Below are 13,233 nucleotides of genomic sequence, written 5' to 3'. Positions count from 1 at the left end.
TCGGGACATTCAATCTATCTGGCGTTTCAGTCGATTCGCTAGGATCGCGGTTTAGATGACGCAGAGCGTCTTCATCAAAAATCCATCCGCAGTGCCGGTGCAGCCTGATGTTCGGGGCGAGCAGCGCGCGCTTGCGGTCTCGCGCAACAGTGGTCACACGCTCGAGATGGATTGGATCGACGAGATCAGGATCAACCTGTCCGCCGCCGAGCGACGCGTCGCGAGCCTGCCCGGCCGGCGCACCGTCAAGAAGGACGCGCAGGCCGCTTGGCTTCTGAAGGCGATCACCTGCATCGATCTGACGACCCTCAACGGCGACGATACCGCGGAGCGGGTGAAACGCCTCTGCGCCAAGGCTAAGGCCCCGGTGCGAAGCGACATTCTCGAGGCGCTCGGCTTCGCCAGCCGTGAGCTGCACACCGGGGCGGTGTGTGTCTATCACCGCTTTGTTGCAACGGCAGTCGAAGCGCTCGACGGATCCGATATTCCGGTCGCCGCGGTCTCGACCGGATTTCCGGCCGGTCTCGTGCCGCATGACCTGAAGCTCAAGGAGATCGAGGCCTCGGTCCGCGACGGCGCGCAGGAGATCGACATCGTCATCACCCGCGAACACGTGCTGACCGGAGACTGGCGCGGGCTCTATGCCGAGGTGAAGGAATTCCGCGCCGCCTGCGGCGATGCGCATCTGAAGACCATTCTGGCGACCGGCGATCTCAAAACGTTGCGCAACGTCGCCAAGGCCTCGATGGTCTGCATGATGGCCGGCGCTGATTTCATCAAGACCTCGACCGGCAAGGAGGGCGTGAATGCGACGCTGCCGGTTACGCTCGCGATGTTGCGGATGATCCGCGTGTACCAGGAGCGCACCGGCTACAAGATCGGCTTCAAGCCGGCCGGCGGAATCTCGACGGCCAAGGACGTGCTCAACTATCAGTTCCTGATGAAGGAGGAATTGGGCCGCGACTGGCTCGAGCCGGATCTGTTCCGGATCGGCGCCTCGAGCCTGCTTGCCGATATCGAGCGCCAGCTCGAGCATCACGTCACCGGCCGCTACTCGGCCTTCAACCGCCACCCCGTGGGATGAGACTCCGGCGATGAGCGTCGCACATTATTACGAGACCATGGAGTATGGTCCCGCGCCAGAGGCGGACGGCGAAGCGCGCGCGTGGCTGAAGCAGCACGGAGCCGTGTTCGGGCACTTTATCGACGGCAAGTTCGTCGCGCCGCATTCCGGCAAGCACCTCACGACGATCGAGCCTGCCACCGGCAAGACGCTGGCCAAAATCGCCGAAGGCTCCGCCGCTGACGTCGAGGCCGCGGTGCGCGCCGCGCGCAAAGCGCAGCCGCTATGGGCCAAGCTCGGCGGTCACGGCCGCGCACGCCATCTCTACGCGCTGGCGCGCATGCTGCAGCGTCATGCGCGCTTGTTTGCTGTGCTGGAAGCGATCGACAACGGCAAGCCGATCCGCGAGACGCGTGATCTCGACGTGCCGCTCGCCGCGCGCCATTTCCTGTATCACGCCGGCTGGGCGCAATTGCAGGAGCGCGAGTTCGCCGATCAGGTGCCGGTCGGCGTGATCGGGCAGATCATCCCGTGGAACTTCCCGCTGCTGATGCTGGCATGGAAGATCGCGCCCGCGCTGGCCGCGGGCAATACGGTGGTGCTGAAGCCGGCGGAGTTCACCTCGCTGACCGCTTTGCTGTTCGCAGAACTTGCGGCGGACGCCGGTCTGCCGCCGGGCGTGCTGAATGTGGTGACGGGCGATGGCGCGACCGGCGCGCTGCTCGTCGAGAGCCCCGGCGTCGACAAGATCGCGTTCACCGGATCGACCGAGGTCGGGCGGCTGATCCGGCAATCGACCGCCGGGAGCGGCAAGTCGCTGACGCTCGAGCTCGGCGGCAAGTCGCCCTTCATCGTGTTCGATGATGCCGACATCGACGGCGCCGTGGAAGGCGTGGTCGACGCCATCTGGTTCAACCAGGGCCAGGTCTGCTGCGCCGGTTCGCGCTTGTTGCTCCAGGAGGGAATCGCCGAGACCTTCCGCAGGCGCCTCATCCGCCGCATGGAAACGTTGCGTGTCGGCATGCCGCTCGACAAGGCGATCGACATGGGTGCGGTGGTGGCGCCGGTACAGCTCGAGCGGATCAAGGCGCTGGTCGAGATCGGGGTGAGGGAGGGCGCAGAAAAATACCAGGCGCCCGGCGCGATCCCGGCAGAGGGGTGCTTCTATCCACCGACCCTGCTCTGGAACGTGCAGCCGTCCTCGACCGTCGCGGTCGAGGAGATTTTCGGGCCGGTGCTGGTGGCGATGACGTTCCGCACGCCCGATGAGGCGGTCATGCTTGCCAACAACACACGCTACGGGCTTGCCGCCAGCGTGTGGAGCGAGACGATCGGGCTGGCGCTGGACATCGCGCCGAAGCTGCTCGCTGGTGTGGTCTGGGTCAACGCGACCAATCTGTTCGATGCCAGTGTCGGCTTTGGCGGCTATCGCGAGTCCGGGTTCGGTCGCGAGGGCGGCCGCGAAGGCATGCACGAATATCTCAAGCCGAAGGCCTGGAGCGGGCGTAAGCCACGCCCGGTGGCGCCTCCGCAGCCGGCTCCGGCTGGCTCGAATGCCGGCTTCGGCGTGCCGCCGATGGACCGGACCGCCAAGCTGTTTGTCGGCGGCAAGCAGGTGCGCCCCGACGGCAATTACTCGCGTGCCGTGCTGTCAGCGAAAGGGCGGAATCTGGGTGAGGTGGGCGAGGGTAACCGCAAGGACATCCGCAATGCCGTGGCCGCGGCACGTGCGGCCGAGGCGTGGGCGAAGGCCACCGCGCATAATCGCGCCCAAATCCTTTACTACCTTGCCGAAAATCTCTCCGCGCGCGGGGACGAGTTCGCCCGGCGCATTGCCGACATGACCGGTGTATCGGGCGCGAAGGCGCGCGCGGAGGTCGATGCCAGTATCGCGCGCTTGTTCAGCTATGGGGCCTGGGCCGACAAATTCGAGGGGAGCATCCATGCGCCGCCGTTGCGCGGCGTTGCGCTGGCGATGCACGAGCCGATCGGCGTGGTTGGTGTCGCCTGCCCGGACGAGGCGCCGTTGCTTGCCTTTGTCAGCCTGGTGGCGCCGTTGATTGCGATGGGCAACCGTGTCGTCGCCGTGCCGAGCGAGCGGCATCCGCTCGCCGGGACCGATTTCTATCAGGTGCTGGAGACGTCGGATGTCCCGGCAGGTGTCGTCAATATCGTCACCGGCAGCCGTGACGGGCTCGCGAAAGTGCTGGCCGAGCATGACGATGTCGACGCACTCTGGGTGTTCGGTTCGCAGGAAGCCTCGGCGGCGGCGGAGCGGCTGTCGGTCGGCAATCTCAAGCGCACGCTGGTTGACTACGGCCTGATGCTTGACTGGTATGACGGGGTGGCATCCGAAGGCCCGATCCTGCTCCGCCATGCGGTGCAGGTGAAGAACATCTGGATTCCCTATGGAGACTAGAGAGGCTGTCTCGCCGTGAGGCGAGCGGAGGATCCGGGCCGTCAGAGTCCGGACGATTTTGAGCAAGGGAGGAGGCAATATGCTCAAGGGCATCAATCCACTGCTGAACGCCGACGTGCTCTATGCGCTGCGCGCCATGGGGCATGGGGATCGGCTGGTCGTCTGCGACACCAATTTTCCGGCGGACTCGATCGCGCGCCAGACGGCGCTTGGCCGGCTGCTGCGCATCGACAATGTGAGGGCCGCCAAGGCCGTCGAAGCTATTCTCTCGGTGCTCCCGCTCGACACCTTCGTCGACGATGCGGCGATCCGGATGGAGATCGTCGGCCAGCCCAAGGAAGTGCCGCCGGTGCAGCGCGAGGTGCAATCGGCGATCGACCACGCCGAGGGGCGGTCTTGGCCGCTTGTCGGCGTTGAGCGCCACGCCTTCTACGAAAAGGCCAAGACGGCTTACTGCGTGATCGCAACGGGCGAGCGCCGCTTCTACGGCTGCTTCCTGTTCAGCAAGGGCGTCATCGGACCGGACGGAGAGTGATGACCATGAGCAGGAGCGGCGTCGCCATCCTCGGCGTCTTCGTTGTCGATCTGGCCTTCCGCGCCAGCAACATGCCGGCGATCGGCGAGACCATTGCCGGATCGGGCTTTGCGATGGGTCCCGGCGGCAAGGGATCCAATCAGGCGGTCGCTGCCGCGCGCGCGGGCGCCGGCGTGACCTTCATCTCCCGGATCGGCAGCGATGCCTTTGGCGAACTCGCGATCAAGACCTGGGAGGCCGAGGGCATCCGGCCGCGCGTCGCCAAGACCGCCGACACGCCGACCGGCGCGGCGTTCATCTACGTGCACGAGACGCGCGGCGACAACGCGATCATCGTGGTGGCCGGGGCGGCCGGGGGTCTCTGCCCGGCCGATGTCGACGCGGCGGCCGATGCCATCCGCGACAGCCGGGTGTTCGTGACGCAACTCGAGCAGCCTGTCGATGCGGCGCGGCGCGGGCTTGAACTCGCGCGCGCGGCGGGCTGCATCACGGTGCTCAACCCTGCGCCGGCGATCAAGTTCGATAGCAGCCTGTTCACGCTATGCGACTACGTCGTACCCAACGAGACCGAGGCCGAAGCGTTGACCGGGATCGCCGTCGGCGACCTTGCCGGTGCGCGACGTGCCGGCGACGCGCTGCTGGACAAGGGGGCCGGGACGGCGCTGATTACGCTCGGGGAGCGCGGCGCGCTGTTCCATGGCCGCGATCGCTCGCTGCATGTGCCGCCGTTTGCTGCCGGCAAGGTGATCGAAACGACCGGTGCGGGCGACGCCTTCGTCGGCGGCTTTGCGGCGGCGCTCGCGGACGGCGCGGATCCGCTCGCCGCTGCGCGCTTCGGTTCGGCGACGGCCGGGATTTCGGTGACGCGAGCCGGGACGGCACCTTCGATGCCGCGGCGCGCGGAGATCGAAGCTCTCTTGGGGGAGTGATCGACTCCATGATGCGGAATGATCCGATCAAGCATATCTTCATCTGGCCGGCGGTGCTCGTCGTGCTGGCGATCTCGATCTTTCCGCTGATCTATTCGCTGACCACGAGCTTCCTCAGCTATCGCCTCATTCCGCCGATCCCGCCTCGGGTGGTCTGGCTCGGCAATTATGCGTCGCTGCTGCAGGAGCCGCGGTTCTGGAATGCAATCTTCACCACGACGTTGATCGCCTTCATCGCGGTCGGGCTGCAATACGCAATCGGCTTCGGCGTGGCGCTGGCGCTCAACGCGCGTGTGCCGGGCGAGCGGCTGTTTCGTGTCGCTTTGCTGCTGCCTATGCTGCTCGCGCCAGTGGCTGTCGCGCTGGTGGCGCGCATGATGTTCAACCCAACCATGGGGCCGCTCAACCAGTTCCTCAGCCAGTTCGGCCTGGTCAACCTGCCATTCCTCACCAACGGACATTGGGCGCTCGCCTGCATCATCGCGGTCGAGATCTGGCAGTGGACGCCGTTCGTGATCCTGATGATGCTGGCCGGACTGCAGACGCTGCCGCAGGATGTCTACGAGGCGGCCGAGCTCGAGAATGCCAGCGCCTGGCAACAGTTCTGGGGCATCACCTTTCCGATGATGCTGCCGATCTCGGCCGCGGTCGTCTTTATCCGGCTGATCGAGAGCTACAAGATCATGGACACCGTGTTCGTGATGACGGGCGGCGGGCCGGGGGTGGAGACCGAGACGCTGACCCTGTTCGCCTACCAGGAAGGGTTCAAGAAGTTCAATCTCGGCTATACATCTGCGCTGAGCTTCCTGTTCCTGATCGCGATCACGATCATCGGCGTCACCTATCTGGCGCTGCTGCGGCCGCATCTGGAGAAGCGCCGATGAGCGGCCGCGACCTGACCGGACTTGCCCCCTGGAGCCGCCGCCTGGTCGCTGCCGGCGTGCTCGTCTGGTGCTTGATCACGGTGTTTCCGCTTTATTGGGTGGTGGTGACGGCGTTCAAGACGCCGCCGGGCGTGGTCGGTGGCCCGACCTACCTGCCGTTCGTCGACTTCACGCCGACCTTGCAGGCCTTCATCGACCTCTACCATGGCATCCGCGGTGAGTTCTTCCGGACCTTCCTGAACTCGACCATCGTGGGCCTCTCGGCTGCGGCGATCGCCACCACGATCGGTGCGATGGCGGCCTATGCGCTGGTGCGGTTCGAGTTCAAGGTCCGCCTCGGCGCGGGTCTCGCCTTCCTCCTGCTCGCGCTCGGCGGCTATCTCGTCTTCAACAACACGCTTGGCTTCACGCGGCCGCAGGCGCTGCTGCTGGCCTTCCCGATCGCACTTGTGGTCGCGGTTATCGCCAACCGGCTTCCCTTGCCCGGACCGATCCTCGGCAATGAGGATATCCTGTTCTGGTTCGTCAGCCAGCGCATGTTCCCGCCGATCGTGGCGGCGTTCGCGCTGTACCTGCTGTACAGCGAGATCGGCCGGCTCGGCTTCCAGCTCATCGACAGCTATATCGGTCTGACGCTGTGCTACGTCGCGTTCTCGCTGCCGATCGTCGTCTGGCTGATGCGGGACTTCTTCGAGGCCGTGCCGATCGAGGTCGAGGAAGCCGCGATGGTCGACAACGTGCCGAACTGGCGCATCTTCTTCGGCATCGTGGTGCCGATGTCGATGAACGGTCTGTTGGCAACCTTCATGATCACGCTGGCCTTTGTCTGGAACGAGTTTCTGTTCGCGCTGTTCCTGACCAATTCCAGATGGCAGACGCTTCCCATTCTGGTGGCGGGACAGAACAGCCAGCGCGGCGATGAATGGTGGGCGATCTCGGCGGCGGCGCTGGTTGCCATCATTCCGATGATGATCATGGCGGGCCTGCTGAGCCGCATGATGCGGTCGGGCCTGCTGCTCGGTGCCATCAAGTAAGAAGACTTAGGTAGGGAGGACTAACCATGTTGCGACGAACGTTCCTGATGCTTGCCACCTCGCTCGCTACGGCCTGTATCACGGCCCAGGCGAACGCCGCCTGCAGTCCGGATTATTCCGGCGTCACTTTGACGGTGGCGTCGCAGACCGGACCGTATATCGCCTCCGCGCTCAAGCTCGGCGCGGACGAATGGACGAAGAAGACCTGCGGCAAGGTCAATGTCGTCGAGTTTCCGTGGTCGGAACTGTATCCGAAGATCGCGACGTCGCTGGCGTCGTCGGATGCGACCTTCGATCTCGTCAGCTTTGCGCCGGCCTGGCTGCCGGACTTCGTTCCTTATCTCAGCGAGATGCCGAAGGAGATGCAGTCGGGCAAGGATTGGGATGATATCGAGCCCGCCTATCGCGAACGTCTGATGGTGTGGGAAGGCAAGATCTATTCGCAGTCGATGGACGGCGACGTGCACACCTACACCTACCGCACCGACTTGTTCAGCGATCCCAAGGAGAAGGACGCCTTCAAGGCCAAATACGGCTACGACCTGGCGCCGCCGAAGACCTGGAAGCAGTATCTCGACATCGCCGAGTTCTTCCAGCGTCCGGACAAGGGACTGTGGGGCACGGCGGAAGCGTTCCGTCGCGGCGGCCAGCAGTTCTGGTTCTTCTTCAGCCACGCGGCGGCCTATACCAACAACCCGAACTATCCGGGTGCGATGTTCTTCGACCCTGAGACGATGGACGCCCAGATCAACAATCCGGGCTGGGTGAGAGGGCTGGAGGAATACATCCGCGCCTCGAAGCTCGGGCCGCCCAACGCGCTCAACTTCTCCTTCGGCGAGGTGAACGCGGCGGTGGCCGGCGGTCAGGTGGCGGAATCGATCGGATGGGGCGACACCGGTGTCATCGCGGCCGATCCGAAGCAGTCGAAGATCTCAGGCAAGGTGGGCTCGGCGATGCTGCCCGGCTCGGACGAGATCTGGAACGCCAAGACCAAGAAGTGGGACAAGTTCCCGTCGGTGCTGCCGGGCCCGTTCATGGCGTTCGGCGGCTGGCAGATTGCCGTGCCGAAGGCCGGCAAGAACCAGCAGGCGGCGTGGGACTTCGTCAAGACGCTGACCAGCCCGGAAGTGTCCGGCCAGGCGGCGATCACCGGCGGCAGCGGCGTCAATCCCTATCGCAAGTCGCACACGGCCAATCTCCAGCTCTGGAGCAAGATCTTCACGCCTGAAGAGGCCAAGGAATATCTTGGCGCGCAGTCGGACTCGATCAACGCCAAGAACGTGGCCCTCGACATGCGTCTGCCCGGCTATTTCTCCTACACTGAAGTCGTGGAGATCGAGCTCGGCAAGGCGCTTGCCGGCCAGACCACGCCGCAGGCGGCCCTCGACGCGATGGCGAAGGAATGGAATCGTCTGACCGACGAGTTTGGCCGCGCCAAGCAACTCGCCGCCTACCGTGCAGCGATGGGCCTGCCGCCCAAGAACTAGCATGCTCATGAGGTCCCGGGCGACGCGTGACGTTGTCCGGGACCTCAACGACTATCTGCGAGAGACAGAAAAGATTCCATGGCGCACGTCGAGATCGAGAACGTCAGCAAGGCATACGGGCCCTACAAGATCATCGAAGGGCTCGATCTCAACGTTGCCGACGAGGAGTTTGTCGTGCTGGTCGGCCCGTCCGGCTGCGGCAAGACGACGACATTGCGGATGATCGCGGGGCTCGAGACCGTCACCAGCGGCACGATCCGGATCGGCAATCGCGACGTAACGCAATTGCGCCCGGGCCTGCGCAATTGCGCGATGGTGTTCCAGAACTACGCGCTCTATCCGCACATGACCGTCGGCGAGAACATCGGCTATGGCATGAAGGTGCGTGGCGAGTCCCGGGCCAGCATCGAGAAATCGGTCAAGGACGTGGCGCGGATCCTCGACCTCGAGCAATATCTCGATCGCCGTCCCAAGCAGCTCTCGGGCGGTCAGCGCCAGCGCGTGGCGATCGGCCGCGCCATCGTGCGCAGCCCCGACGTGTTCCTGTTCGACGAGCCGCTGTCCAATCTCGATGCCAAGCTGCGGATCGAGATGCGAACCGAGATCAAGGCACTGCACCGTCGGCTCGCCAAGACCATCGTCTATGTGACTCACGACCAGGTCGAAGCCATGACGATGGCCGACCGCGTCGTGGTGATGAACCGCGGCCGGATCGAGCAGGCGGCCGATCCGATCACGATCTATGAGAGGCCGAGCAACCTGTTTGTCGCCGGCTTCATCGGCGCGCCCAGCATGAATTTCATCCACGGCGAGATCGTTGCCCGCGACGGCGGATTGTGTTTTGCCGAGCCATCCGGCACTGTATTGAGGCTGCCGAGGTCCCGCCAGGCGGCCTATGCCGGCAGCGTCGGCAAGCCGGTGGTGCTGGGCGTGCGGCCCGATCATGTCCTGCATCAGGGAACGCCGGCTGAGACCTCCATCCGTATGATCGTGAAGGACGTCGAGCCGCTCGGCCCGCATACGCTGGTGATCGGTAGCGTCGGTGCGTTTCCCTTCACGGCGCAGATGCACGTCGGCGTCGCGGCTGAGCCGGACCGTCCGTTCGACGTCAACCTCGATCTCCAACGCGCGCACTTGTTCGACCGCGCGTCGGGGCAGGCGATCGCGGCGGCCTGATTCGATCGTGCGAACTTTGGGTCATGCCGGCCGGCGAGCCAGGCCTATGATCTGCCTTCGGCGGCGTGGCTTGATGCCGACGTAACCTGCTCGACATCCACAATCGCGACCACTGCGTTGCGCTCGACGGTCTCGCCGGCGCGGAAATGCACCGCGCTCACGATGCCGTCGACCTTGCTGGCGAGGCGCAATTCCATCTTCATGGATTCCATCACGACCACGGTGTCGCCTGCCTTGACGCGATCACCGACTGCGGCATCGCTCTTCAGCACGACGCCGGTCATCGGTGCCCGCACCTCGCCGTTGACCTCGGTCGCCGCGCTGATGTAGCCGAGATACGGCATCGCCGTCAGCGCGTGGCGTTTCCGCCGATCCTGAACGAAGATCGTTTGATCCTGTTGCTGGATGCGGACGGTTCGATGTTGCGACCCGGTCACCGCCGCGAACAGGTGGTCGCCAAGGCTGGTCAATTTGACGCGGATGCGCGCGTCATCGATGCCGACCAGCATCGAGCCGTCGGCGGCCAGAGGCCCAAAGCAGATCTCCGCGCTGGCATCTCCACTCTCCAGGTGCAGGATCGGGATCGAGGACAGTCCCTCGTCGTCGGCCGCCGTCTGCCATCCCGTGAGTTGCCGCGTCTGCCAGGGATTGGTCGACGCGGCCGGCCGGCTTTGCAGCAGCCAGAAACAGGCCGCCATCGCCAGCGCCTCGATATCCAGCGCCCGGTTCACCGCGGTGAGAGAGACAATATCGTCATCGATCAGGCGGGTGTGGAACGTGGCGTTCCGCGTGGCGGGCAGCGCGATCAGGCGCTTGAGGAAATCCTGGTTTGTCGTCGGGCCCAGGATCGATGTTTCGTCCAAGGCGGTTGCCAGCCGGTCCAGCGCTGCATCGCGCGTGTCGGCATGCGAAATCAGCTTGGCCAACATGGAATCGTAGTGCGGCGTGACCACGGAGCCGGTCTCGATGCCGGTCTCGACCCGAATGTTGCCTTCGGGGAACTGCACGTGAGCAAGCGCGCCGGTCGACGGCATGAAGCCGTGATCCGGATCTTCGGCGCAAAGGCGGGCCTCGACGGCATGACCATGAAGACGTGCCTGGTCTTGCGTTAACGGCAATCCCTCACCAGCCGCGATCCTCAGCATGAGCTCGACGATGTCGAGGCCCGTCACCATCTCGGTGACGGGATGCTCCACCTGGAGCCGCGGGTTGACCTCGAGGAAGTAGTGGCTGCTGCCGCTGACGATGAATTCGACAGTGCCGACGCCGCGATATTCCAGGCGCTGACCCAGGCGAACCGCATCGGCAAGGATACGCTTACGCAGCGAATCGGGAAGGTTGGCCGCCGGAGCTTCCTCGATCAGCTTCTGGTGGCGCCGCTGCAGCGAGCATTCGCGCTCGAACAGGTGAACCACATTGCCTTTGCCGTCACCGGCAATCTGCACCTCGATGTGGCGGCCGCGCGCGATCAGCTCTTCGACGATGAGGCCGGCGTGGCCAAATGCATTCCTGGCCTCGCGCATCGCGGATTCGATCTCATCGGCGAGGCGGTCCAGCGTCGTGATCGCCCGCATCCCCTTGCCGCCACCGCCGGCCGCGGCCTTGAGTATGACGGGAAGGCCGAATTCGCTGACGATCCGCGCAATCTCGCCTGGATCTTCGCTCGGCGTCGTGCTGCCCGGAACGGTCGGCACGTCAGCGGCCGCCGCTTCCGCCTTGGCGAAGGCCTTGTCACCAAGTCGCTCGATCGTCGCCGGCGTCGGGCCGATGAAGACGAGGCCCGAAGCCTCCACCGCGCGGGCAAAGCCGGCGTTCTCGGCGAGGAAGCCAAAGCCCGGGTGGATGGCCTCGGCCCCGGTGGCTTGGGCGGCAGCGATCACGGCGTCAATGTTGAGGTAGCTTTCGGCCGCCGGGGCGCCGCCGATCTCGACGGATTCGCCGATCAGCTTGACGGCGAGGGAGCCGGCATCGACCGAGGAATGGACTCCTGCGACGGCAATGCCGAGCCGTCGGCAGGTGCGGGCGATCCGGCATGCGATCTCGCCGCGATTGGCGATCAGGATCTTGTTAAACACGGAAGCAGGTCTCCATCGGTCACATACGGAGCACGCCGAAATTCGTCGGCTGGGGCGGCAGGCGGCCGGCGAGGTCGAGGAGCAGGCCCATCACGTGGCGCGTTTCCAGCGGGTCGATCACCATGTCGCACCAGGTGTTGCGCGCGAAATTGTAGGCGTTGGCGAACTCCTCGAAGGTCTTGCGGGTCGGCGCCATGTAGGCTTCGCGCTCCACATCGGTCCAACTGGTGCCTTCGCGCTTGTGGGCCTCGTCGCGAACCATCGCGAGCGTGGTGGCGGCCTGATCCGGACCCATGATCGCCGAGCGGCCGTTCGGCCACATCATCATCGCATTGGGCTTGAAGGCGCGGCCGCACATTGCAAGATATCCGGCCCCATAGGCGTTGCCGATGATCAGCGTGTATTTCGGCACGTTCGCGCTCGCCATCGCCGTGATCATTTTGGCGCCATCCTTGGAGATGCCGCCTTCCTCCGCCTCGCGGCCGACCATGAAGCCGGTGACATCGGCAATGAACAGCAGGGGAATGTTCCGCTTGCAGCAGAGGTCGATGAAGTGGGTCGCCTTCAGTGCGCTCTCCGAGAACAGCACGCCGTTGTTGCAGAGGAGACCAACCTCGAAGCCCATGATCCTGGCAAAGCCCGTGATCAATGTGTCGCCGTAGAGCGGCTTGAACTCGTGGAATTCGCTGCCGTCGACCAGGCGCGCAACGATGTCGCGATTGTTGGTGGGGATACGGGGATCCGAGCTGATCAACCCGTAGATCTCGTTCGGATCGAACACGGGCTCGCGTGTCGGCGCCACCGTCCAGCGCTGTGCGGGAATCTCGCCCAGATTGGCGACGATGTCGCGGGTGATCGCGATGGCGTGGCCGTCGTTCTCGGCGAGGTGATCGGTGACGCCGCTGATGCGGCTGTGCATCTCGCCGCCGCCGAGCTCCTCGATGCCGACCTCCTCGCGGGTCGCGGCATAGACGAGCTGCGGCCCGCCGAGAAACATCGCGCCTTGATTGCGCACGATCACCGTTTCGTCGCACAGCGCCGGCATATAGGCGCCGCCTGCCGTCGAGGGACCATGAACGATCGCGATCTGCGGGATGCCTTCGCCGGACATCCGGATCTGGTTGTAGAAGATCGAGCCGAACTGGCCCTCGTCGGGGAAGATGTTGGGCTGGTCGGGAAGGTTGGCGCCGCCCGATTGCACCATGGTGATGCAGGGCAGGCGATGCTGCCAGGCAAAGCGCTGGGCGCGGACATGCTTCTTGCACGTGATGCCGTAATAGGTGCCGCCTTTCACGGTCGGCTCGTTGGCGATGACCATGCATGGGCGCCCCTTGATGACGCCGACGCCGGTGATGATGCCGCCGCCGGGCGGCACGCCCTCGTACATGCCTTCGCCCGCAAGCTGGCAGAATTCCAGGAACGGCGATCCCGGATCGATCAGCGCGGCGATCCGCTCACGCGGCAGCAACTGATTGCGCTCCTTGTGCAGACGCCGCGCGCGCTCGGGGCCACCGAGTGCGGCTTCTGAGCGGCGCCGGCGCAGATCGGCGATGCGCGCCTCATAGGCTTGTCGATTGCGACGATATTCCTCGCTGCCGACCGCAACGTCTGACTTCATCACTGCCATGGCC

Annotated in this window: 10 protein-coding genes; 8 read left to right on the top strand and 2 right to left on the bottom strand. The window is 64.8% G+C overall.

The window, feature by feature from the left end; all coding sequences use genetic code 11:
* The first annotated feature begins 166 nt into the window (after positions 1-166).
* From deoC to P6U25_RS23785, 8 genes are all read left to right on the top strand, one after another.
* Complete coding sequence (deoC, locus tag P6U25_RS23820) at positions 167-1,084, top strand: deoxyribose-phosphate aldolase (RefSeq protein WP_407152592.1); 918 nt, start codon at positions 167-169, stop codon at positions 1,082-1,084.
* A gap of 10 nt (positions 1,085-1,094) precedes the next feature.
* A complete protein-coding gene (locus tag P6U25_RS23815) occupies positions 1,095-3,482 on the top strand; it encodes an aldehyde dehydrogenase family protein (RefSeq protein WP_407147205.1) in 2,388 nt (795 codons plus the stop codon).
* Positions 3,483-3,561: 79 nt separating this feature from the next.
* Positions 3,562-4,017, top strand: coding sequence for an RbsD/FucU family protein (locus tag P6U25_RS23810; RefSeq protein WP_407147204.1), 456 nt, complete (start codon positions 3,562-3,564; stop codon positions 4,015-4,017).
* Between the two features lie 5 nt (positions 4,018-4,022).
* The gene (gene rbsK / locus P6U25_RS23805) at positions 4,023-4,946 is read left to right on the top strand and encodes a ribokinase (protein ID WP_407147203.1); all 924 of its coding nucleotides are present in this window, start codon (positions 4,023-4,025) and stop codon (positions 4,944-4,946) included.
* Between the two features lie 8 nt (positions 4,947-4,954).
* Positions 4,955-5,830, top strand: a complete 876-nt coding sequence (locus P6U25_RS23800) for a carbohydrate ABC transporter permease (RefSeq protein WP_407147202.1) — start codon at positions 4,955-4,957, stop codon at positions 5,828-5,830.
* On the top strand, positions 5,827-6,864 hold the full coding sequence (locus P6U25_RS23795) for a carbohydrate ABC transporter permease (RefSeq protein ID WP_407147201.1): 1,038 nt from the start codon (positions 5,827-5,829) through the stop codon (positions 6,862-6,864). The genes P6U25_RS23800 and P6U25_RS23795 overlap by 4 nt, the downstream gene beginning before the upstream one ends.
* A gap of 47 nt (positions 6,865-6,911) precedes the next feature.
* Complete coding sequence (locus P6U25_RS23790; protein ID WP_407152591.1) at positions 6,912-8,351, top strand: extracellular solute-binding protein; 1,440 nt, start codon at positions 6,912-6,914, stop codon at positions 8,349-8,351.
* 78 nt (positions 8,352-8,429) lie between these two features.
* Positions 8,430-9,527 (top strand): ABC transporter ATP-binding protein, encoded by a 1,098-nt coding sequence (locus tag P6U25_RS23785; RefSeq protein WP_407147200.1) that lies wholly within the window; start codon positions 8,430-8,432, stop codon positions 9,525-9,527.
* Positions 9,528-9,571: 44 nt separating this feature from the next.
* Here the strand turns inward: P6U25_RS23785 and P6U25_RS23780 are convergent, their stop codons facing one another.
* Complete coding sequence (locus P6U25_RS23780) at positions 9,572-11,602, bottom strand: acetyl/propionyl/methylcrotonyl-CoA carboxylase subunit alpha (RefSeq protein ID WP_407147199.1); 2,031 nt, start codon at positions 11,600-11,602, stop codon at positions 9,572-9,574.
* Between the two features lie 19 nt (positions 11,603-11,621).
* On the bottom strand, positions 11,622-13,229 hold the full coding sequence (locus tag P6U25_RS23775; protein WP_407147198.1) for a carboxyl transferase domain-containing protein: 1,608 nt from the start codon (positions 13,227-13,229) through the stop codon (positions 11,622-11,624).
* Between the last annotated feature and the right edge of the window lie 4 nt (positions 13,230-13,233).

It is taken from the genome of Bradyrhizobium sp. ORS 86 (assembly GCF_045571475.1).
Lineage (GTDB): Bacteria > Pseudomonadota > Alphaproteobacteria > Rhizobiales > Xanthobacteraceae > Bradyrhizobium.
The sequence above is the reverse complement of the archived record's forward strand: the minus strand, read 5'-3'. Positions and strand labels throughout refer to the sequence as shown.